Raw genomic sequence first — 22782 nt, forward strand, 5'->3', positions numbered from 1 at the left:
CATGAGCAAAGAACTAGAACCGTTTGAGTATCCGGTAGCAAGCTGTATTGCCGGTGTCGATGAAGTTGGCCGTGGCCCTTTGGTTGGGGCAGTGGTGACCGCTGCGGTCATTTTGGATCCGGCCAACCCTATCGAGGGGCTGACGGACTCAAAGAAACTGACCGAGAAGAAGCGCAACCTGCTGTTTGATGAAATCAAAGAGAAGGCACTGGCTTGGTCATTAGGCCGCTGCGAGCCGGAAGAGATTGATCAGCTCAATATCCTGCAGGCGACCATGGTGGCAATGCAGCGTGCGGTCGCCGGATTGTCTGTCCAGCCTGATTTTGTGTTGGTGGATGGTAACCGTATCCCTGAGCTGCCGATGGCGGCGCAGGCGGTAGTGAAGGGTGATTTGCGAGTTGCCGAGATCAGTGCCGCATCTATCCTGGCGAAAGTCACCCGCGATCGCGAGATGGAAGTATTGGACGCAGAGTATCCGCAATATGGCTTTGCCAAGCACAAAGGGTATCCAACCAAGGCGCATTTTGAGGCACTAGCCGAGCATGGCGCTATCGAGCAGCACCGCAAAAGCTTCAAACCGGTCAAGCGCATCCTCGGGCTGGACTGAAGGCGGTTATAATCCTGCCAACCCGCGGATTTTTGCATCCCTTTAATTTCCGCGGCATTAAAAGATGGTGATTAGAGTCAACAGCCATGGTGCTTTGGGCTATAATCACCCTCTTGTTTCTTGAACAACTCTATTCTGGTTAGTCATGGCTGAACCTCGTTTTATTCATCTCCGTGTCCACAGTGACTTCTCTATGGTAGACGGCTTGTCCAAAGTACCGCCGCTGGTGAAAACCGTGGCTGGTATGGGCATGCCCGCAATGGCACTGACGGACTTTACCAACCTGTGTGGCTTGGTGAAATTCTACTTTGCTGCCCATGGCGCCGGCATGAAGCCGATCATCGGGGCGGACTTTAAAGTGATGTCCGAAGAGATGGGCGAGGAGCTGTGTGATTTAACTGTGCTGGCTTCTGATAACGATGGTTACCAGAACCTGACCATGTTGATTTCCAAGGCCTACCAGCGCGGCCATGTCCAGCACCTTCCGGTGATGGATAAGGAGTGGCTGGTAGAGCACAAAAAAGGCCTGATCCTGCTATCGGGCGGCAAGAGCGGCGATGTCGGTAAGGCGTTGCTCAAGGGTAACCAGCAGCTGGTCAGCAAATGCGTTGAGTTCTACCAGGAGCACTTTGCGGATACCTACTACCTCGAGTTGGTACGTACCGGCCGTGCCGATGAAGAAGCCTATCTGCACTTTGCCATTGAACTGGCCGAGCAAGCCGAGCTGCCAGTGGTGGCAACCAATGACGTCCGCTTCCTGACGCCTGATCAGTTCGATGCCCACGAAATCCGCGTAGCGATCCATGACGGTTATACCCTTGCCGATCCGAGCCGTCCGAAGCTTTACAGCGAACAGCAGTACCTGCGCAGCGAAGAAGAGATGTGCGAGCTGTTTGCCGATATCCCGGAAGCGCTGGAAAACAGTGTCGAGATCGCCAAGCGCTGTAATGTAACCGTGCGTTTGGGAGAGTACTTCCTGCCGAACTTCCCGACCGGGGAGATGACCATCGAAGACTTCCTGATCAAGGAATCGCAGGAAGGCCTCGAGCGTCGTTTGAAATTCTTGTTCCCGGATGAGAAGGAGCGCGCCGAGCGCCGCCCCGAATATGACGAGCGACTTGATATTGAGCTCAAGGTTATCAACCAGATGGGCTTCCCGGGCTACTTCTTGATCGTAATGGAGTTCATCCAGTGGTCGAAAGACAACGGGGTGCCGGTTGGTCCGGGTCGTGGTTCGGGTGCGGGCTCTCTGGTGGCCTACGCGCTTGATATCACCGATCTTGACCCGCTGGAATTCGACTTGCTATTCGAACGTTTCCTTAACCCGGAACGTGTATCGATGCCCGATTTCGATATCGACTTCTGTATGGATAAGCGTGATCAGGTGATTGATCACGTGGCCGAGATGTATGGCCGGGATGCGGTATCCCAGATCATCACCTTCGGTACCATGGCGGCGAAGGCGGTTATCCGTGACGTAGGCCGTGTACTGGGCCACCCGTACGGCTTTGTCGACCGTATCTCCAAGCTGGTACCGGCAGAGCCGGGCATGACGCTGGCCAAGGCCTTCGAAGCCGAGCCACAACTGCCACAGGTGTATGAGGCCGATGAGGAAGTCAAAGATCTGATCGACATGTGTCGCATCCTTGAGGGTGTGACACGAAATGCGGGTAAACACGCCGGTGGCGTGGTGATCTCCCCGACCACAATCACTGATTTCGCCCCGCTGTATTGCGATGCCGAAGGTGCCAACCCGGTTACCCAGTTCGATAAGAACGATGTTGAAACTGCCGGTCTGGTTAAGTTCGACTTCTTGGGGTTGCGTACCCTGACTATCATCGACTGGGCGCTGGGGATGATTAACCCTCGCCTTGAAGCTCAGGGTAAGGAGCCGGTTAACATCGCGGCGATCCCGATGGACGATGCCAAGTCGTTCGCCATGCTGCAGCGCTCGGAATCCACTGCGGTCTTCCAGCTGGAATCTCGCGGGATGAAAGATCTGATCAAGCGTCTTCAACCGGACTGTTTCGAAGATATGATCGCACTGGTAGCCCTGTTCCGTCCGGGCCCGTTGCAATCAGGCATGGTAGATAACTTTATCGACCGTAAGCATGGCCGCGAGGAAGTGTCCTACCCGGATGCGACTTGGCAGCATGATAGCCTACAGCCAATTCTCGAGCCGACCTACGGCATCATCCTCTATCAGGAGCAGGTGATGCAGATCGCCCAGGTCCTGTCTGGCTATACCCTGGGTGGTGCGGACATGCTCCGTCGTGCAATGGGTAAGAAAAAGCCGGAGGAGATGGCCAAGCAGCGTGCCACCTTCGAAGAAGGCGCGATAAAGAACGGCGTCGACGGCGAACTGGCGATGAAGATCTTCGACTTGGTAGAGAAGTTCGCTGGCTATGGTTTTAACAAATCCCACTCCGCCGCCTATGCACTGGTTTCTTACCAGACATTGTGGCTAAAAGCGCACTATCCGGCCGAATTCATGGCGGCGGTAATGACTGCCGATATGGATAACACCGACAAGATCGTCGGTCTGGTAGATGAGTGTCACCGGATGAAGCTTGAGCTGCTGCCGCCTGATGTCAACAAGGGGCTGTATCGCTTCAATGTTGATGACAACGGTGCCATTGTTTACGGTATCGGTGCGGTGAAAGGGGTCGGTGAAGGCCCGATTGAGAACATTATTGCCGCACGCGAGAAAGGTGGCCACTTCAAGGACTTGTTTGATTTTTGTGCCCGAATTGACACCAAAAAGGTGAATAAGCGGGTACTGGAAAAATTGATCAAATCCGGCGCCATGGATCGATTAGGTCCGAACCGTGCCGCCATGATGGCAACACTGGATGACGCTATCCGAGCTGCGAGCCAACACCATCAGGCAGAAGCGTTTGGCCAGACCGACATGTTTGGGGTCTTGACGGCTGCTCCGGAAGAGGTCGAGCACGCCTATGCCAATATTCCTGAATGGCCGGATAAAGTCTGGCTGGAAGGAGAGCGCGAGACTCTCGGGCTGTACCTGACTGGCCACCCGATCAATGCCTACGTTCCGGAGCTCAAGCACTACACCACTTGGCGCCTGAAGGATGCCCATCCGACCGGACGAGACAAAGTCGTCACGGTTGCCGGGTTGGTTATCGGAGCCCGGGTGATGACCACCAAGCGCGGCACCCGGATTGGTATTCTCTCTCTTGATGACCGCAGTGGCCGGATGGAAGTGATGTTGTTCTCAGAAGCATTGGAACGTCACTTGGATTTGATTGAAAAAGATAGAATTTTGGTCGTTTCCGGACAGGTCAGCTTTGATGATTTCAATGGCGGCCTTAAAATGTCGGCCCGGGAAGTGCTAGACATCGCAGATGCGAGAGAAAAGCACCTACGCGGCCTTGCCATCTCGCTTACAGAGAGGCAAATTGATGAACAGTTTTTTGAACGTTTCAGCAAAGTGCTGGAACCGCACCGTGCAGGTACCGTACCTGTCAACGTGTACTATCAGCGCTCGAATGCCCGCGCCAAATTGACTCTGGGAACAGAGTGGCGTGTTACCCCGGCAGATCAATTAATCTCTGATCTCAAAATTTTGCTGGGTGATAAGCAGGTTGAGCTTGAGTTTAATTAAAATAGCCCATAGTTATCTGTTATAGATACCCAGAATTATGAGCAAAAGGACTGAAATGGTATGAGCCTGAACTTCCTTGAGTTTGAACAACCGATTGCTGAACTAGAAGCAAAAATCGAAGCACTGCGTGACGTATCACGTCGTGATGAATCTAAATCGGTTGATTTGGATAAAGAAATTGAGCAACTGGAAAAGAAAAGCCTAGAGCTGACCAAGAAAATATTTGGTGATCTTGGTGCTTGGCAGGTGGCTCAGTTGGCACGTCACCCACAGCGCCCATACACGTTCGACTATGTTGAGAACATGTTCACCGAGTTCGATGAACTGGCTGGTGATCGCGCGTTTGCTGATGACAAAGCCCTAGTTGGTGGTATTGCCCGTCTTGACGGTCGCCCTGTGATGGTAATTGGCCACCAGAAAGGCCGTGAGACCAAAGAGAAAGTGCTGCGTAACTTCGGTATGCCAAAGCCGGAAGGTTACCGTAAAGCCCTTCGCCTGATGAAGATGGCTGAGCGCTTCAAAATGCCTATCGTGACTTTCATTGACACCGCGGGTGCATACCCTGGTGTCGGAGCGGAAGAGCGCGGTCAGTCAGAAGCGATTGCAACCAACCTTAAAGAGATGGCCGGTCTTACTGTTCCTGTTATCTGTAACGTTGTGGGTGAAGGCGGTTCTGGTGGTGCTCTTGCGATCGGTGTGGGTGACTGCGTGAACATGCTGCAGTACTCAACCTACTCGGTGATCTCGCCTGAAGGTTGTGCTTCTATCCTGTGGCGTGATTCTGACAAGGCACCTCAGGCAGCAGAAGCGATGGGCATGACTGCTGATCGTCTGAAAGAGCTTGAGCTTATCGACAACATCATCGAAGAGCCGCTAGGTGGTGCACACCGCAATGTGGTTGAGATGGCTGGGTCGTTGAAGAAGCAGATCCTAGCAACACTAGAAGAACTTGATCAGCTTGATACCGAAGCACTGCTTGAGCGCCGTTACCAGCGCTTGATGAGCTACGGTTATTGTTAATCAAAGCGTACTGCTAATTGCCGGTTTGCTCGCTCAGTGAGTTAGACTTTGAATAGAACGGGTCAGCCTTCGGGCTGGCCCGTTTTTTTATTCTGGGTTTACCTTTACCGGGACTGGAAGGGTATACTTTTGCTGTGTGTTATTTCGGATGTCGCTCAATGCTTTATGCCAACCTAGAAGCCAATCTTGCCACCCTTACGGCCCCCTCCGCCCGTTTCGTACTTGCCCTAAGCGGGGGAATGGATTCTCGGGTACTGCTGCATTTGATGGGGCGCTACCTCGAGCGATATCCAGAAGCTTCCTGTAAAGCAGTTCATGTTCATCATGGTTTGAGCGTGAATGCTGATGACTGGGCGGCGTTATGTGCCCGTTGGGCTGCGGAAGCGGGGGTGGACTTTTCACTCGAGAGAGTGTCATTGGCATTGGGTAAACGGACAAGCGTCGAGCAGCAAGCTAGGGATGCCCGCTACACCGCATTGCGGGCACATATCCAGCCTGGCGATATCTTGCTGACGGCCCAGCATGCTGATGATCAGCTGGAAACCGTGCTGCTTGCCCTGAAGCGGGGGAGTGGGCCGGCAGGGCTCTCAGCCATGCCGCAATGTACGGCTTTTGCGACTGGCTGGCATGTTCGCCCTTTGCTCGACCAGCCTCGCACGGCCATTGAGCAGTATGCCCGTGAGCAGAGGCTTGACTGGGTCGAAGACGAGAGCAACAGTGACGAGCGCTATGACCGCAACTTCCTCCGGCATCAGATTACACCGTTGTTGAATAATCGCTGGCCAGGGATCCGCAAGGCGGTGACCCGCAGTGCCGCGCTCTGTGCTGAGCAGGAAGCTTTGCTTCAAGACCTTCTTGCCGAGCAGCTCGGCCAGGCGATGTCAGCCGATCAGAGTTTGGATATTGCCTGCCTGCATCCGGATAAGCCGGGCAGCGAGCGACGGGGTAAAGCACTACTACGCCATTGGCTTGCGGCTGTTGGCGTGAAGATGCCCTCTCAGGCGCAGTTGGAGCAGATTTGGCATTCCGTGGTTTTAGCCCAGCCAGATGCTAACCCCAAGGTATGCTGGGGAAAAGTCGAAGTACGACGCTTCAGGCAGCGTTTGCATGTCATTCAGCCTCATGAGGATATATCCGATGCGGTGGTTGCTGTGCAATTGAATCAAGCCTGCCGACTTCCTGCCTCGATTGGGTCACTGTCGTTGTCGGAGTCAGGGGCTGGTCAGCTTCGCTTGCCAAGAGCCGATGAGCCGGTATCGGTGCGCTTCGAGCCTGCTGGATTGGAAGTCCAGCCAGTTGGTCGGGTGGGCAAACGTAAGCTCAAAAAACTGTTTCAAGAATACGGTGTGCCGAGCTGGCAGCGGCGGCGAACGCCATTGCTGTTTTATGGGGAACAGTTGGTGGCGGTGGCGGGACTGTTTGTCGTCGAGGCGTTTGCGGGCAAGGAGTGTGAGCTAACTTGGCACTACGAGCAGGAATGAGTGCACAATATTATGACTTTATTTAGTATTTGTTGTTGAAAAAAGGCACAATTTAGAAAGCTGCGTGTCTTGTCGTGCCAGCGATATACCCAGATGCTGGGAATAAAATGGATAATAGAAATAATAATGAGGACCTGATGAAGAAAGTTCTAGCTTGTGTAATGTTTGCAGCCATGATGGCAAGTCCTGCAATGGCATCGGGGGATCCCGTTGCCGGAAAAGCGAAAGCCGCAGTATGTGCTGCCTGCCATGGTGCTGATGGCGTCGCAGTGATCCCGGGTTACCCTAACCTCAAAGGACAGAACGAGCAGTACTTGGTCAGCTCGCTGAAGGCTTACAAAAACAAAGAGCGTACTGGCGGTATGGCGATGGTGATGCAGCCGCAGGCTTCGATGCTCAGCGATACTGATATTGCCAATGTTGCAGCGTATTTTTCCCAGATGAAGTAAATCTGTTTTGCTAGGCTTCATTCCGTTGCAATGAAGCCTGCCATGACTCCAGGCGATGAATCGCCCTGCCTTTATACCAATAAGGTGGGGCGATTTTTTTATGAATGAATAGCGTAAACTAATATTTCCATCTGGCTGATTATCTTTTACCCAAATGATTCCTCTGTTGTTGCCAAAGATTACAGAACATATTATTGTACTAGCACACTGATACGTTAATGTTATTTAGGAGTCATTATGAGTAAACCATCCACACTTGGGGGCGCATGTATTATCGCCAGTGTTTGTGTTGGGGCAGGCATGCTTGGGTTGCCAAGTGCAGGTGCGGGTGCGTGGACGTTATGGAGTGTGATTGCCATTTCTTTCACCATGATCATGATGACACTTTCAGGCTGGTTATTGCTAGAAGCGCTTAAACATTACGAGCTCAAAGCTTCATTTAACACTGTTGCCAAAGACGTACTGAGTAAAAAAGTTAACTTGGTCAACAACCTGTCTTTATATTTCGTTGGCGGTATTCTGCTATACGCGTACATTTCATCGTCAGGTATGATTTTCAGTGAAATGCTGGGTATGACGCGAGAGTTGGCGTCGGTATTGTTTGTCGCACTTTGTTCGGCCTTTGTTCTGCATTCGACCCGTGCCGTGGACCGTATCTCCATTGTGCTGATCCTGTTTATGATCATTAGCTTTGTACTGGGGGTTTCCGGTCTGGCTTCAAATATCAGTGTGCCGACGTTGTTTGCTCAAGGAGAAGCAGAAAGCTCTTACTCTGCTTATGCGCTAGCTCTACTGCCAGTAGCGTTGACCTCGTTTGGCTACCACCACTCAGTGAGTACAATGCGTGACTACTACCAGGATGAGCACCGTGCTAAAAAAGCGATCCTAGGTGGTACGGTTATCGCCCTGACATTCTACTTGGGCTGGGTGATCTGTATCTTCGGTAACCTACCGCGTCAAGACTTCGGCCCGGTTGTCACTGCCGGTGGTGGCGTAGATGCCCTGATGGCGGCCCTGACAACGGCTATTGATTCAAACAGCATCAAGCAAGCGCTACATATCTTTTCCATTGCGGCGATTGTCTCATCATTTATTGGTGTTGGTTTGGGTGTGTTCGATTACTTGGCTGATCTGTTTGGCTTCGAAGATAATAAGCAAGGCCGTCTAAAAACCTGGGGCGTGACATTTCTGCCGCCATTGGTGTTCTCACTAGTTGCACCGTTTGGTTTTGTAGCGGCGATTGGCTTGGCGGGTGCGGCGGCGACAATTTGGACCTGTATCATCCCGGCGACACTGGCAAAAACGTTGCGCCAGCGTGCACCAGAGCAAGAAGGTTTCGTGGTTCCGGGCGGCAATGTAACAATTTACGTTGTTATTGCTTTCGGGGTACTGACCGCAGCCTTCCACCTTATGGCAATGGCGAAATTACTGCCTGTATTTAGTGGCTAAAAAGCTAAGTTAATACTGAGCATTCAGTTATAGAGATACAAAAAACGGAAGCCGAGGCTTCCGTTTTTTTATTGGTTAGCGTACTCGATTTTGCAATCGCCAATCGCCAATCGCCAGCACTTACCTAAATTGCTTGGCTTCCGGCAGGTAGTCAAAGCCAGCACTTGCGAGCCTGGCAACCAGTTTATCCTTGTCGATATCGTAGTATTTAACTAGGGCATCCAGATCGCCGAACTCATCACGGATCTTCATGTTGACGATGCTCATCAGCATCACGGGATCCATGGTCTCGTATTTGTTCAAATCCATTATGCGTCCTCGTGGTCGCTCATCAGCAAATTCGCTGCAGCAAAGGCAGCACGCTCACGAACTTCTTCCGGTAGCGTGTCATTGGCAGCGATATCATTCAGTGCCTTGACAGCGCAGTGAATTGCATTGGGAATGTAACCCAGTTCACCGCCACCGATCTGCGCGTAGATCATGCGTACTTGCTCACAGCACTCATAAATTTTCATAGTTTGTCCTTCATAAACAGTGATTTCGGCAGTCGGCTGGGAAGATACAGTAGACTGGCGAAAACATGCTTATCAGGTTTTACTATACCAAAGACTGGGTGGGGACGGCAGGGAGATTTAGCGGGTACGCTTTTGTTTGTACAGATGACGGTCAGCACGGTCGACTAGGGTGATATTGGTATCGCCTTTCTGGTAAACACTGAAGCCACTGGAGCAGCCGATTTTCAATGTTCTCAACGTTGAATCATCTGCCATCAGGGCGTCCAGCCTTCGGATCACATGCAGGGCAGAGGTATCGGTCGCTGGTTGTAGCAGAACAGCAAATTCATCTCCGCCAACACGGTAGCAACGGTCGGTGGCACGGACAGACTTTTTCAACAGTAGCGAAAAGTGACGGATCACCTTATCACCGTCGGGATGGCCGAAGCGGTCATTAACCTGTTTGAAATTATCGAGGTCGAACATCGCCAATACCAGACCGATGTTGCGCCTTTCACTCATCGCAATCGCGTGATTGAGATCCTGCTCGAAGCTATTGCGGTTACCAAGACCTGAGAGGTAGTCACGCAGTGCCATATTTTTGACTCGGCGATATTCCAAAGCACAGGCTAGCGGTCCGGCAAATAGGCGATGATAGGTATGAAGCAGGTTGACTTCGTCTTTGTCGAGGGCGTAGGGCGTGTGGTATTGCAGCTTGCCCAGTTCTATTTTATTGAAGCGCAGGATGAAAGTTTGTCGGTACTGACTACTGGCACCTTGACGTACAAGGGTTGTGGTATTGTCCGCGTTCCATATTAACCTGCTGATATCTATCTGCTTTTCAACCTCACGGCTGAATATGTCAAACAACAAGCTGATATCCAGCTTCCCCTGGAGTTTTTGTAAAAGCAGCAGGCGCTGATCAGCCCCAAGGGGTTTGGTCCTTGGTTTTACATATTGGCTATCGGCCAGCTTATCGTTCCAGTGGAGTGGATCCATATATGTGTCAAAAAATTAATAGGGAAGTTACTATAGGCAAATATTAAGCCATTTCAATACCTAAACCGAGTTTATATTATTAATTATCTGATTTAATTAAGAAACTGCGAAGATGGGCTTCTTTTTCTTGGGTGTCTTCATATCCCATTTTGATCAGGGCATGGATATAAGCAGGCTCGAACAGGATATAACTGGTGATGGCCGCATCATCCTTAGGACTTATCCCTATCAACTGCATCAGTCCTCGGGTCATGGGCGGAAGGTGGCAGTAGTACTTGCGGGCCAACTGTTCGAAAGAGTGGCTGGGTGACAGGTGGATATGTTCAATTTTCCTGAGTTTTTGCTTGGTTTCAGCTTCGGGAAGACTATCAACTAAAGCATTGATCCTAGATAAGTTTTCCAGATCTGCTGTGAGGGTATCACTGAAAATAGTATCCATCAGGTGGCCACCGAGTGCCGCCAAGCCTGGAGCCCGGGTATGATCCGGGCTATCGAGTTTTTGGTTGATGAGATCGATGATGAGGATTTTATCCGCACCCATTTTCAGCGATGGGCGCAGTGGTGCCAACTGGTGGATTGAGCCATCCCCATAATAGGCTTGCCCGATACGGGTTGCAGGAAAGACCAAGGGGATTGCAGAGGAAGCCAGTAGGTGATCGGTGGTGATCAGCGAGCGGCGTCCTTTCGATTTGGCCCGGTCCCATTCGTGGATCTCTGGCTGGCCTTGGAAAAAGCTGACCGAATGGCCACTTTTGTAGCTGGAGGCCGTAATAGAAATACCATGGAGGTTACCGGCGGCGATTTGCTTTTCCAGCCTGGAGTAGTTGTTTACCTGGCCGAGCAGTTGGCGCAGCGGGCGGTTGTTGAGCAAGCCGAATGGTGGCCGTTCGTGGTGATGGGCTTGGAGGCGGGCAAACCACTGGCTGGCCAGATAGCCGCTCATTCCGCTTGGGGTGGTGGCAAAAATACGGCGGCTATGCAATCGGGACCAAATCCACTCTAGCTTCTTGACCCCAAGACGGAAACAGGAGGCATAGCAAGCAATCGATGTGGCATTAATCGCCCCTGCCGAGGTGCCGCAGTAAATACTGAACGGGCTATGGTGAACCCGTGGGTACCATTCCGAAATGGCCTTGAGCACCCCGACTTGATAGGCTGCCCGCGCTCCCCCTCCGGTGAGGAGCAGGCTGATTTTTGGCGTTTCCCTGCCCATAGCGCTCCTTTCTTTTAGTTATATTTATAACTATATCCCTATTTTTACTTTTCAATGCTACCGAGATGACAGAATTTTTTCTTTCATTGCACGGGCATGCTCGAAGTCATCAAGGGTACGCCGGGCACTGGAACAGGCTTCATCAAGCAGTTCGGCGGTGCGAATAGCATTGAACAACATCTTGGCGGCATTGGGGTGTGCTTGCTCTATGGCGGAGTGAATAGCCCGACAGCGATCGTAAAGGCTATCTTGCTTTATAGCTGTTACCTTACCAAAGGCTGGCAGGTCGATTTGCTCGAGTGTCGTGATGATAAAGCCAGTGACCGCTTGAAGCGCATTATCTGCCTCTCGTTTGGCTAGTTGGGTCGCGTTGTATGCTTGGTTTAATGGCTGAGTGCTGTTGGTTTTCATCGGTTGCCTTGGGAGTGTTGTACTTGCTAGATAGTACGGTATCCTTTGTCGAGTCATTTGCCAACAGAGAAATTGAAACAAAAAGGCCTCCGCGAGGGAGGCCTTTGGAATTGAATCGTATTGCGATTAAGCCAGTTTCTGCTTAACAAACTCAACGATATCTGCCACAGCAACACCTTCTTTGGTGCCGGCACGACGGTCTTTGTATTCCATCTCGCCGTTTTCTAGGCTGCGGTTACCGATCACGATAGTGTGCGGGATACCAATCAGCTCGTGGTCAGCAAACATAACGCCAGGGCGCTCTTTACGGTCGTCGAATAGCACTTCGATACCAGCAGCAGTCAGGTCAGCGTATAGCTTCTCAGCCGCTTCCTTCACTTCAGCCGATTTCGCCATGTTCATCGGTACGATAGATACCTGGAACGGAGCAATCGCGTCAGGCCAGATGATGCCGTTTTCGTCGCTGTTTTGCTCGATAGCAGAAGCAACCACACGGGATACACCGATGCCGTAACAACCCATCTCTAAGATAACGTTCTTGCCGTCAGGACCAAGCACGCCACAGTTCATCTTCTCTGAGTAGTTTGTACCAAGCTGGAAGATGTGGCCTACTTCGATACCACGCTTAAGCTGGATAGTACCCTGACCACATGGGCTTGGGTCACCTTCAACAACGTTACGTAGGTCTTCCACCTGGCCAAGCTCAACATCACGACCCCAGTTGATACCGAAGTAGTGCTTGTCATCAACGTTAGCACCCGCGCCGAAGTCGCTCATTACCGCTACAGAGCGGTCAACGATGAACGGCAGTTTCAGGCCTACAGGGCCTAGTGAACCTGGTCCTGCACCGATAAGGGCACGGATTTCTTCTTCGGTTGCCATTTCAAGCGGAGAAGCAACGTCTTTAAGGTTTTCAGCTTTCACTTCGTTTAGCTCGTGATCACCACGGATGATCAGGGCAACCAGCTCGGCGTCGATTTCGTCAGAGGCTTTAACAAATAGTGTCTTAACGGTTTTCTCGATTGGCAGATCGAACTGCTCAACAAGCTCAGCGATAGTCTTCGCGTTTGGCGTGTCAACCAGCGTCATTTCTTGAGTTGGCGCAGCCAGCTCGGTCGCAGGGGCTAGTGCTTCTGCTTTTTCGATGTTTGCCGCGTAATCAGACTCGGTAGAGAAAGCGATCAAGTCTTCGCCGCTCTCAGCCAGTACGTGGAACTCGTGAGAGCCGCTACCACCGATAGCACCGGTATCAGCCAGTACTGGACGGTAATCAAGGCCCATACGGTCGAACGCCTTGCAGTATGCTTCGTGCATCGCATCGTAAGACTTCTGCAGACCTTCTTTGTCGATGTCAAAGCTGTACGCATCCATCATGCAGAATTCACGTGCACGCATTACACCGAAGCGAGGACGGCGCTCATCACGGAATTTAGTCTGGATTTGGTATAGGTTTAGCGGCAGCTGCTTGTAAGAGCTCACTTCGTTACGCACAAGGCTAGTGATCACTTCTTCAGCTGTCGGGCTAAGTACAAACGGACGCTCATGACGGTCAGTAAAGCGAAGCAGCTCAGCACCCATCTTTTCAGATCGGCCTGTCTCTTCCCATAGTTCGAACGGCTGAACCACGGGCATCAAAGTCTCAACAGCACCTGCATTGTTGATTTCTTCGCGAACAATGTTCTCGACCTTACGTAAAACACGCAGACCTGTAGGCAGCCAGGTGTAAAGACCTGAAGCCAGCTTACGGATCATACCTGCACGAAGCATTAGCTGATGGCTAACAACTTCTGCGTCATTTGGAGTCTCCTTCAGAGTAGAAAGAAGATAGTTACTGGTACGCATTGATGGTATCCGTTTGTTTAGATGAAAATAAGAATTGTGGGGGACAGGCCCCAGCCACCGATAACGGCGGTAACCGCATATACTACCAGCCAATTGGCCGTTAGCCAAAGGGATTGGATAGCTGCTGCGGGTAAATTGCCCTTAAATCGATAGCCCCGGGTTAGTTGACTATTCTTTGGCGCATATTTGGCGATTACCTGGAGAGCGGCTTATCCAATGCCATCACGGTCACCACATCGTTGGTAACGGTGAATTTAACATTGTAGTCGAACAGGTGGACGGCATATTCCTTGCTGTCTTCCTTGCCTTTTTTGTAGGCCGGGCGCGGATCCTGCGCCAGCACCTCTGCAATGACGGCTCTTTGGCGTGCGAGTTGCTTTCCGTTGAACTGGCTCTCGGCCTTGTCGCTAAAGACGACTGGTAAGGTTGCCGGTTCGTCATCGGCAAAGCCACCATGAGCATGAGGTAGGCTATCGGAGTAGGGGATGTAGGGTTTGATATCGACGATTGGGGTACCGTCGACCAAATCCACACCGCCGAGCTCAATGATGACATCGCTACCTTGCTGGCGCACACCCAGCAATTCGACGGCAGACATGCCAATGCCATTGGGGCGGAAGGTTGCCCGACTGGCAAAGACCCCAATGCGTTCGTTACCGCCAAGGCGTGGCGGGCGTACTGTTGGTCGCCAGCCAGCTTCCAGGTTTTGGTCAAACAAAAACAGCAGCCACAAATGGCTGAACTGCTCTAAACCCCGAACGGCCTCAAGGGCATTGGCCTCGCCTTGCAGGATGATTTCAGAGCGTGCACTGGGAACCAATCCCGGCTGGCGCGGGACGGCAAATTTCTCTTTGTAAGGGGAGCGGACAATGCCGATAGGTTCAATTTGGTAGTGCATCTTGCTTGCTTAGCTCTACAGCTGACTAGTTTATTTGACGCTGAAAATACCATAAAAATGCAAACGGCGCTTGTTGATAATGGTTATCAAATGCTATGTTATAACATATCTTATGTATTGATTGCTCTATGAGGATATGAAAATGAAAGCAGGTATTCATCCCGAGTATCGGGACGTTGTGTTCCACGACACCAGTGTTGATAAGTATTTCGTGGTCGGTTCGACACTGAAAACCGATAAAACTATTACCTGGGAAGATGGCAAGGAGTATCCGTATTTCACGCTGGATGTGTCGTCAGAATCCCACCCGTTCTACACCGGTAAACAGCGTGTGATCAGCTCAGAAGGCCGTATGGCTAACTTCAACCGTCGCTTTGGCCAGTTTGGTGGTAAGAAAGGGCAATAAGATGCAGGTATTGAGTTCGTTGAAAAGTGCCAAAAACCGGCAGCGCGATTGCCAGGTAGTGAGACGCCGCGGTCGGATTTATGTTATCTGCAAGTCTAACCCGCGCCTCAAAGCGGTGCAGGGCAGGGTAAAAAAGAAGAAGTGATAGGAAAGCCTAGAAACAAACAAGCCCCTAGATTGAGGGGCTTGTTTGTTTAGGGGGAAATGGTTATTTGAGGAGGAATATTACCAACCCTTAACAACACCACCTTGGAAGATTTCTTTAGCTGCTTCGTAAACCACTTCAGACTGGTATGCCTTGATGAAGGTCTGTACGTTTTCTGCGTCAACGTTGTCTTCACGGGCAACAATCAGGTTCACGTATGGAGACTCTTTGTCTTCAACAAACACACCGTCACGCTCTGGCGTCAGGTTGATGCTGCTCGCGTAAGTCGTATTGATGATGGCTAGCTGAACATCGTCCAGAGAGCGCGGAAGCTGGGCAGCTTCAAGCTCGACAATTTTCAGGTTTTTCGGGCTTTCTACGATATCCAGTACCGTTGCTGTCAGGCCAACACCTTCTTTCAGTTTTAGCAGGCCTTGCTGCTCGAGTAGAAGGAGTGAACGACCAAGGTTGGTTGGATCGTTTGGTACTGCGATCTGGTCGCCGTCTTTTAGCTCATCGATAGATTCGATTTTGCTTGAGTAGCCTGCAATCGGGTAAACAAAGGTGTTACCGGCAACAGCAAACTTGTAGCCACGGTCGGTGATTTGCTGGTCAAGGTATGGCTTGTGCTGGAAGGCATTGGCATCGATAGAACCTTCTTCTAGTGCGGCATTCGGTGAAACGTAATCGGTAAAGGTGATGAGCTCAACATCTAGGCCGTATTTCTCCTTGGCTTCTTTCGCTGCAACTTCAGCTACTTGTTCTTCAGCGCCAGCCATAACCCCAATTTTAACTTTGCTGTTATCAACCACTGCGTCTTTTTCGCCACAACCGGTCAGTACCAATGCTGATGCCAGGCCGGCGACGGCGAATAGGTTCTTCAAATTAAAAGCCATGTTACTTCTCCTTAAAACTGGGGTTTTCCGTAATACTAGATGGAATATGGTTATTCTGTTGTTTGTTATCGGCGTTGTTCGTTATTCGTGCCGCTCGTTACCTGTGGTCGAAGCGCTTGACCAAATGGTCGCCGGCAGACTGGATCAGTTGAACCAGAATAACCAGCATCACCACGGTGATCAGCATAACGGTACCGTCAAAACGCTGGTAGCCGTAGCGGATACCGACGTCACCGAGGCCGCCGCCACCGACAGTACCGGCCATTGCCGAGTAGCTCACCAGGGTCACAAGGGTGATCGTGACCGCATTGATGATGCCCGGTAGCGCTTCAGGCAGCAGTACCTTGCTGATGATCTGGCGTGGGGTCGCCCCCATTGCCTGGGCCGCTTCCACCAAACCGGTTGGCACTTCCAATAGCGCTCCTTCAACCAAGCGGGCAATAAATGGGATCGCGCCGACAGTCAATGGCACGATAGCTGCCGCAGTACCGATTGAGCTGCCCACCACAAAACGGGTGAACGGGATAATCGCTACCAGCAGGATAATAAATGGGATAGAGCGACCGATGTTGGTCACGATCCCCAGCACTTTGTTGAGCGCCGGGTTGGCCAGCAGGCCATTTGCTTTGGTCAGGTGCAGGGCAACGCCGACCGGGATACCGATCAAAAAGCCAATAAGGCCAGATGCAAAGACCATGATCAGGGTTTGGCCGAGGGCATCGATCAGTAGATCAACCAAACGTTCGTTCTGGGTCCACCAGGTGGTAATTGAATCAAGCAACATAGCCCAATACCTCTACATTTACTTTGTGATCGCGAAGGAAGTTAATGGCTTGTTCTGCCGCTTGTTCGGTTCCGAAGAACTCGGCCAGCATCAGACCGAACTTGACGCCCCCGGCGTAGTCCATGTCTGAGCTTAGGATACTGATATCAATATTGAACTCGCGAGCCACCTGGGAAATCAGTGGGGCATCGACCGACGCACCGGTAAACTCAAGGCGGATCAGCGGGTAGCTGTTGTCGACGCGGGATTCAACCATCCGGGCACGGTAGTCCTCCGGAATGGAGAGATCCAAGGTTGAGCGGATAAACTCGCGTGCCAATTCGGTTTTTGGGTGGGCGAAGATATCGCCGACCGGGCCTTTTTCGACCAGTTCACCGCCCCCGATAATCGCCACTTCGGAGCAGATGCTTTTGACGACATCCATTTCGTGGGTGATCAGCAAGATAGTCAGGTTGAGCTTGCGGTTAATTTCTTTAAGCAGTGTCAGGATCGACTGGGTCGTCGCTGGGTCAAGGGCGCTGGTGGCTTCGTCACACAGCAGCACTTTTGGATCAGAAGCCAGTGCACGGGCAATCGCCACACGTTGTTTCTGACCACCACTTAGGTTGGATGGGTAGGACTCGCTCTTGTCAGCCAAACCAACCAGCTCTAGCAATTCGTCGACCTTGGCTTTGATAGCAGCTTTGCTGATACCGGCCAGTTCTAGAGGCAGGGCAACGTTGTCGAAAACGGTACGGGACGACAGCAGGTTGAAGTGCTGGAAGATCATGCCGATCTTGCGACGGGCCTGGGTCAGTTCTTTGTTTGAGAGTTGCGTTAGGTCGATACCATCAACAATGACATGACCGCTGGTCGGGCGCTCGAGCAGGTTAACACAGCGGATCAGGGTACTTTTACCGGCACCGGAAGAACCAATTACCCCGAAGATGGTGCCCTGTTCAATGGTCAGGTTGATATCACGCAGAGCGTGGATCTCCTTGGCCCCTTGATAGAAGACTTTATTGACTCTGTTTATTTCTATCATCGTTTTTCCCAAATCCTATACCGTGTTGATGACGGGCACGCCCATCAGTGGCGGCGACCGGTATATTGTTATGTTGTGTATTGCATTTACATTATTTTATTGATGCTTGAAGCCTGTCTGCCAATTGCATCTATGGCTTTGATGCTATGGGCTAACATAAATGAAGTCAATAGATATTTTTACGTCTGGACGTCTAAATGTCTTTATAGCCATAATATCAGTGTGACAATTATAGGTTGTTCTTCTTTATAGGGTTGAGAGAAACAGGTGAATCCCATTGCCAGCCGTGCCATAATTTGGGGCATAACGAATACAGCGAGACAGAGGGCTGACGCTTGGCCAAACCAGCAGTTTTTATTGACCGTGATGGTGTGATTAACATCGATCATGGCTATGTTCACACGACCGATGACTTTGAATATGTCGAGGGTGTGTTTGAAGCTTGTAAGAAACTTAAGGCGATGGGGTACATGTTGGTATTGGTGACTAACCAGTCTGGCGTTGCCCGTGGCATGTTTACCGAAGACGAGTTCCTGACCCTGACCGAGTGGATGGATTGGAACTTTGTCGACAACGGTGTTGAATTCGACGGTATCTACTACTGCCCGCACCACCCAACAGAAGGCAAGGGTGACTACCTGCAGGATTGCAACTGCCGCAAGCCTAAGCCTGGGATGTTTATCTCTGCCCGTGACTTCCTCAAAATTGATATGGCTGGCTCGGTGATGATCGGTGACAAGGCCGATGACATGAAAGCCGCAGCTGCAGCCGAAGTGGGGACTAAAATCCTGGTCCGTACCGGTAAAGCAATCACCGAAGAAGGTGAGCAACTGGCTGATGCTGTACTCGATAGTGTCGCTGATGTACCTGCCTGGTTAGCTGCGCGATAATCTAACCTTCATTTGTTATCAAGGCCGCACTCTGCGGCCTTTGTTTTATCTTTTTCCTGCTAAATCTCTTCCTCTACGCCGTTGTTATTATAAAGTTAAAATAACCGGGCGTTTTTCGACGCTGTTTTTTCGCCATTTGCGGATGGTGGTATCGAGGTTATGAACTTTGCCTGTTTAACATGGAGTAGTTAAAACATGCTGTCATATTTCTTGCGTCGTTTGGCACTGGTGGTCCCGACGTTCTTGGGGATCACAATCCTTATCTTTGCCATTACTCGCTTTGTCCCCGGCGGGCCTGTCGAGCGGATGCTGGCCAATATGCAGGCACAAGGTGATGGTGCTGCTGCGATGACATCGGCAGGCGGTAACTCAGCATTATCAGAGGATCAAATTGCCGAGTTGAATGCATTTTATGGTTTGGATAAGCCTGTTGTAGAGGCCTACACCGAGTGGCTCGGTAAATTAATGGTACTGGACTTCGGCGAGTCTACCCGTTATTACGAACCCGTGTCCGATATGATTGCTGAGCGGTTGCCGGTATCGCTGTTCTACGGCGGCATGACATTTTTTATTAGCTATTTTATTTCTATTCCCCTCGGTTACTACAAGGCTCTCAAGCACGGCTCGGTGTTTGATTCCGGCTCATCCATATTGATTTTTATCGGTTATGCCTTACCCGGCTATGTTGTAGGGGTTCTGCTCATTACTTTGTTCAGTTATCACCTGGAGTGGTTCCCGATGGGGGGATTTGTAGGGGATGATTTCGATGACTACGAAACCTTTTTCGAGCGGGCCAAGGATGTGATGTGGCATGCGGTGCTGCCACTGATCTGCTACCTCATTGGCGACTTCGCCACCCTGACTATGACAATGAAAAATAACCTGATGGAAAACCTTTCATCGGACTATATCCGTACCGCAATTGCCAAAGGGTTACCGTTTAATAAGGCGGTTCGCAAGCATGCCTTACGCAATAGTCTGATCCCGATTGCCAGCCATTTTGGCAATTCCCTGCTGTTCTTCATGACCGGTTCGTTCCTGATCGAGGTTATTTTCAATATTGATGGCATCGGCTTACTTGGCTACGAGTCGATCATCGAGCGCGATTATCCAGTGGTGATGGGCATTGTCGCCATCAATGCCGGCATGCTGTTGATGGGCAATATCATTTCCGATATTTGCGTTGCCCTCGTTGATCCTCGAGTGAGGTTTGGAGCCTGATCATGTTGAATTTAAACCCTCTCACCCTGAAAAAGATCAAGCGCTTCAAGGAAATTAAACGAGGATATTGGTCTTTCTTATTGCTGTCGTGCCTGCTGGTCCTGTCGATTTTTGCCGAACTGCTGATCAACAGCAAGGCATTGGTGGTGAAATACAACGGGGAGTATAGCTTTCCGGTGCTATCGGATGTTCGTTTGGCAACGGATTTTGGCCAGGCTGCTGCAGGTGAGACGGATTATCGTTTATTACAAACAACGTTTGTCGAGCAGGGCGGTGACAACTTTGTCATCATGCCGCTAGTACCCTGGAACCCCTATGAGCAGGACTTTTCTAGGGATTTTCCGCCGACGGCTCCGAGTGCTATCGATAAGCACTATTTAGGCACGGATGTGATTGGCCGCGATATTCTCGCCCGCCTGGTTTATGGCTTCCGCACGGCAATGGGGTTTGCTTTGATAACCATGGTGATCTCCTACGCGATAGGAACCGCAGTTGGTTGTGCCATGGGCTTTTTTGGTGGCAAGTTCGATCTGTTTGTCCAACGCTTAATAGAGGTGTGGTCAATGGTGCCGTTCCTCTATGTCATCATGATTCTGGTGTCGATCACCCAGCCGACCTTTGCCCTGTTTGTTGCTATTAATGTGCTGTTCGGTTGGATGGGGATGACGTGGTACATGAGAACCATGACTTACAAGGAGTCGGCTCGGGAATATGTGATGGCGGCGAAAGCGCTGGGTGCGTCGACCATGCGGATCGTTTTTAATCACATTCTGCCAAATACCATGGTGATGATTGTGACGCTGGCACCATTTACCATCGCGGCAAACATTACCGCCCTGACCGCGCTGGACTATCTTGGTCTCGGTCTGATGCCGCCCACCCCGAGTTGGGGGGAACTGCTCCAGCAAGGCAAATCGAATTTGGATTCGCCATGGATAGTCACGTCGGTTGTCAGTGCCATTGTGTTGGTATTGGTGATGGTGACCTTTATCGGTGAAGCGATACGGGCCGCCTTCGATCCGAAGAAATTTACCCGCTATGTTTAATCTTGGCTTGCAGCTGTTGGAATAAGGATATTGATAATGAAAAACATGCTCAACATTTCAGCTATCGCGTTACTTACCGCATTCGGTAGTTACGCACAGGCAGCAGAGTTACCTGCTGGTTTGATCTGGGAGTCAAACATGGAAGAGCCGTTGTTTGCTTCTTCTGAAGCCAAGTTTGGTGGCACCTTGCGTACCCATATGCCCAGCTTTCCACAGACGCTGCGCAGTGTCGGGCCGGATTCAAATTCAGGGTTGCGCCATTTCTTTATGGATGGGGTACCTAAATTGGCTGCTCGCCATCCGAATACCGGGAAGTGGATCCCTCAGCTGGCGAGTGAGTGGGCCTTTGGTGATGACCACCAAACGGTTTATTTTAAACTGGATCCCAAAGCCCGCTGGTCGGATGGTGAAAAGGTTACCGCCGATGACTACTTGTTCATGCTCAAGTATTACCGCTCCAAAGATATTATTTCGCCGTGGTACAACGACTTTTTTACCAACAAAATCGAAGATGTCGTTAAGTTTGATGACTTCACTATTGCCGTTAAATCCGCGGTAAAAATGACTGACGATGAGTTGATGCTGCAGATAAACTTGCCAAGCAATGGCTTGCAGCCTCGGCCAGAGCATTTCTTTAAGCCCAAAAAAGATGAGAACAATGATGGCATCGATGATGACTTCGTTCGCCGTTACAACTTCAAAAGTGAGCCTACCACCGGGCCGTATTACATGGATAAGGTCAAAAAAGGCAAGAGTGTGACCTTCAAGCATGTCGGTGAAGACTGGTGGGGGTACAGCAACCGTTATTACCAGAACCGCTACAATGTCGAAAAAGTTCGCTTTACCGTGATCCGTGATAGTGATATTGCCCGCAAGCATTTTGAAAAAGGCAGTCTGGATACTTTCGGCCTGGTACTGCCAAGCCTGTGGCATGAAAAAGCCAATACTAAACCGTACCAAGATGGTTATATCCATAAGTTCTGGGGGTTCAACCAGGTTGTCCAAGGGGCTGGTGGATTATGGATGAATACAGCCCAGCCAATGCTGGATGATCGAAATGTTCGTGCGGGTGTGACCTATGCGACTGATTTCGATGGCATGATTGCCAACGTGCTACGTGGCGATTATTCGCGTAAGCCACATGGTATGGGTTTTGGCCATGGTGACTATGACCGTAGTGATAATAAACCGCCTATTTTCGATCCTAAACTGGCGGCAGAGTATTTTGACAAGGCCGGCTTTGACAAAATTGGTCCTGACGGTATCCGGATTAATGAAAGCGGTAACCGCTTGAGTTTTGCTATTACTTATAGCTTCCAACCCCACACCCCACGCATTGCTTATCTTAAAGAGCAGGCGAAGCAAGCAGGCCTAGAATTCACCTTGAACCTGATTGATGGCTCTTCTGCTTTCAAGTATGTACTAGAGAAGAAACACGATTTAGCCTTCCTTAATATGAGCGGTGGGGAAATTCCGGCTTACTGGGAATACCTACATTCGGTGAATGCTAAGCCGCAAACCAACAACCATACCAACTTCCACTCCCCGGAGATGGATCAGCTGATTGATAGTTATAGCCAAGAATTTGATCTGAAGAAGAAACAGGCAATCTCCCATCAAATCCAGAAAATAGTGACGGATGAGTACCTGATTGTCCCTGGCTATATGGTGCCATATACCCGTGAAGGGTACTGGCGTTGGATGAAGTATCCGTCTCCGGCAATGACAAAAAACACTGAAGCCATGTTTTCTGTGGTTGATCTAGCCACTTTCTGGATTGATGAAGATGAAAAGAAAGCGACGCAATCAGCCATGAAGAAAGGTAAAACATTTGAGCCGGTCACAGTGATCGATGATACCTATAAGCTGTAAGGTCAGTCGA

General features: G+C 50.7%; 22 protein-coding genes. 12 read left to right on the forward strand and 10 right to left on the reverse strand.

Annotated features, from left to right (window positions below):
* Position 1 precedes the first annotated feature (1 nt).
* The 6 genes from rnhB (at position 2) to ACXAD4_RS03180 (ending at position 8631) form a co-directional block, all read left to right on the forward strand.
* Positions 2–607 (forward strand): ribonuclease HII, encoded by a 606-nt coding sequence (gene rnhB / locus ACXAD4_RS03155; protein ID WP_317524571.1) that lies wholly within the window; start codon positions 2–4, stop codon positions 605–607.
* A gap of 145 nt (positions 608–752) precedes the next feature.
* The gene (dnaE, locus tag ACXAD4_RS03160; protein WP_475238626.1) at positions 753–4232 is read left to right on the forward strand and encodes a DNA polymerase III subunit alpha; all 3480 of its coding nucleotides are present in this window, start codon (positions 753–755) and stop codon (positions 4230–4232) included.
* 60 nt (positions 4233–4292) lie between these two features.
* Positions 4293–5252, forward strand: a complete 960-nt coding sequence (gene accA, locus ACXAD4_RS03165; RefSeq protein WP_107301044.1) for an acetyl-CoA carboxylase carboxyl transferase subunit alpha — start codon at positions 4293–4295, stop codon at positions 5250–5252.
* Between the two features lie 158 nt (positions 5253–5410).
* On the forward strand, positions 5411–6733 hold the full coding sequence (gene tilS / locus ACXAD4_RS03170; protein WP_475238627.1) for a tRNA lysidine(34) synthetase TilS: 1323 nt from the start codon (positions 5411–5413) through the stop codon (positions 6731–6733).
* Between the two features lie 137 nt (positions 6734–6870).
* Positions 6871–7182 carry a c-type cytochrome gene (locus ACXAD4_RS03175; RefSeq protein ID WP_475238629.1) on the forward strand — a complete coding sequence of 104 codons (312 nt, stop codon included), beginning with the start codon at positions 6871–6873 and terminating at the stop codon, positions 7180–7182.
* A 237-nt stretch (positions 7183–7419) separates the two neighbouring features.
* Positions 7420–8631: an aromatic amino acid transporter gene (locus ACXAD4_RS03180; RefSeq protein ID WP_475238631.1), complete on the forward strand. Its 1212-nt coding sequence runs from the start codon at positions 7420–7422 to the stop codon at positions 8629–8631.
* Positions 8632–8751: 120 nt separating this feature from the next.
* On the opposite strand, the gene ACXAD4_RS03185 is transcribed toward ACXAD4_RS03180, so the two are convergent.
* From ACXAD4_RS03185 to tsaA, 7 genes are all read right to left on the reverse strand, one after another.
* Positions 8752–8940: a DUF4250 domain-containing protein gene (locus tag ACXAD4_RS03185; protein ID WP_317524577.1), complete on the reverse strand. Its 189-nt coding sequence runs from the start codon at positions 8938–8940 to the stop codon at positions 8752–8754.
* A complete protein-coding gene (locus ACXAD4_RS03190; RefSeq protein ID WP_039458213.1) occupies positions 8940–9146 on the reverse strand; it encodes a YaeP family protein in 207 nt (68 codons plus the stop codon). Before ACXAD4_RS03190 ends, ACXAD4_RS03185 begins: the two co-directional genes overlap by 1 nt.
* A 117-nt stretch (positions 9147–9263) precedes the next feature.
* On the reverse strand, positions 9264–10124 hold the full coding sequence (locus ACXAD4_RS03195; RefSeq protein ID WP_475238633.1) for a GGDEF domain-containing protein: 861 nt from the start codon (positions 10122–10124) through the stop codon (positions 9264–9266).
* Between the two features lie 79 nt (positions 10125–10203).
* A complete protein-coding gene (locus ACXAD4_RS03200; protein WP_475238635.1) occupies positions 10204–11337 on the reverse strand; it encodes a patatin-like phospholipase family protein in 1134 nt (377 codons plus the stop codon).
* 57 nt (positions 11338–11394) lie between these two features.
* Positions 11395–11748, reverse strand: coding sequence for a hypothetical protein (locus ACXAD4_RS03205; protein WP_475238638.1), 354 nt, complete (start codon positions 11746–11748; stop codon positions 11395–11397).
* Positions 11749–11874: 126 nt separating this feature from the next.
* Positions 11875–13590, reverse strand: coding sequence for a proline--tRNA ligase (locus ACXAD4_RS03210; RefSeq protein WP_475238641.1), 1716 nt, complete (start codon positions 13588–13590; stop codon positions 11875–11877).
* Between the two features lie 193 nt (positions 13591–13783).
* Positions 13784–14488 carry a tRNA (N6-threonylcarbamoyladenosine(37)-N6)-methyltransferase TrmO gene (gene tsaA / locus ACXAD4_RS03215; protein WP_475238643.1) on the reverse strand — a complete coding sequence of 235 codons (705 nt, stop codon included), beginning with the start codon at positions 14486–14488 and terminating at the stop codon, positions 13784–13786.
* Positions 14489–14630: 142 nt separating this feature from the next.
* On the opposite strand from tsaA, the gene ACXAD4_RS03220 reads away from it, so the two are divergent.
* On the forward strand, positions 14631–14894 hold the full coding sequence (locus ACXAD4_RS03220) for a type B 50S ribosomal protein L31 (RefSeq protein ID WP_475238646.1): 264 nt from the start codon (positions 14631–14633) through the stop codon (positions 14892–14894).
* A gap of 1 nt (position 14895) precedes the next feature.
* Complete coding sequence (ykgO, locus tag ACXAD4_RS03225; protein ID WP_187461365.1) at positions 14896–15039, forward strand: type B 50S ribosomal protein L36; 144 nt, start codon at positions 14896–14898, stop codon at positions 15037–15039.
* 80 nt (positions 15040–15119) lie between these two features.
* On the opposite strand, the gene ACXAD4_RS03230 is transcribed toward ykgO, so the two are convergent.
* From ACXAD4_RS03230 to metN, 3 genes are all read right to left on the reverse strand, one after another.
* Positions 15120–15935 (reverse strand): MetQ/NlpA family lipoprotein, encoded by an 816-nt coding sequence (locus ACXAD4_RS03230; protein WP_475238648.1) that lies wholly within the window; start codon positions 15933–15935, stop codon positions 15120–15122.
* Positions 15936–16032: 97 nt separating this feature from the next.
* Complete coding sequence (locus ACXAD4_RS03235; protein ID WP_475238651.1) at positions 16033–16719, reverse strand: methionine ABC transporter permease; 687 nt, start codon at positions 16717–16719, stop codon at positions 16033–16035.
* Positions 16709–17743: a methionine ABC transporter ATP-binding protein MetN gene (gene metN, locus ACXAD4_RS03240; RefSeq protein ID WP_475238654.1), complete on the reverse strand. Its 1035-nt coding sequence runs from the start codon at positions 17741–17743 to the stop codon at positions 16709–16711. Before metN ends, ACXAD4_RS03235 begins: the two co-directional genes overlap by 11 nt.
* A gap of 335 nt (positions 17744–18078) precedes the next feature.
* Here metN and gmhB point away from each other — a divergent pair, with 335 nt between their 5' ends.
* From gmhB to ACXAD4_RS03260, 4 genes are all read left to right on the forward strand, one after another.
* Positions 18079–18633: a D-glycero-beta-D-manno-heptose 1,7-bisphosphate 7-phosphatase gene (gmhB, locus tag ACXAD4_RS03245; RefSeq protein ID WP_475238656.1), complete on the forward strand. Its 555-nt coding sequence runs from the start codon at positions 18079–18081 to the stop codon at positions 18631–18633.
* A 195-nt stretch (positions 18634–18828) separates the two neighbouring features.
* Complete coding sequence (locus tag ACXAD4_RS03250; RefSeq protein WP_475238659.1) at positions 18829–19854, forward strand: ABC transporter permease subunit; 1026 nt, start codon at positions 18829–18831, stop codon at positions 19852–19854.
* A 2-nt stretch (positions 19855–19856) separates the two neighbouring features.
* Positions 19857–20900, forward strand: a complete 1044-nt coding sequence (locus ACXAD4_RS03255; RefSeq protein ID WP_475238662.1) for an ABC transporter permease — start codon at positions 19857–19859, stop codon at positions 20898–20900.
* A 36-nt stretch (positions 20901–20936) separates the two neighbouring features.
* Complete coding sequence (locus tag ACXAD4_RS03260) at positions 20937–22772, forward strand: extracellular solute-binding protein (protein ID WP_475238664.1); 1836 nt, start codon at positions 20937–20939, stop codon at positions 22770–22772.
* Positions 22773–22782 lie beyond the last annotated feature (10 nt).

This window comes from Photobacterium sp. AWH4_225 (genome assembly GCF_056158405.1).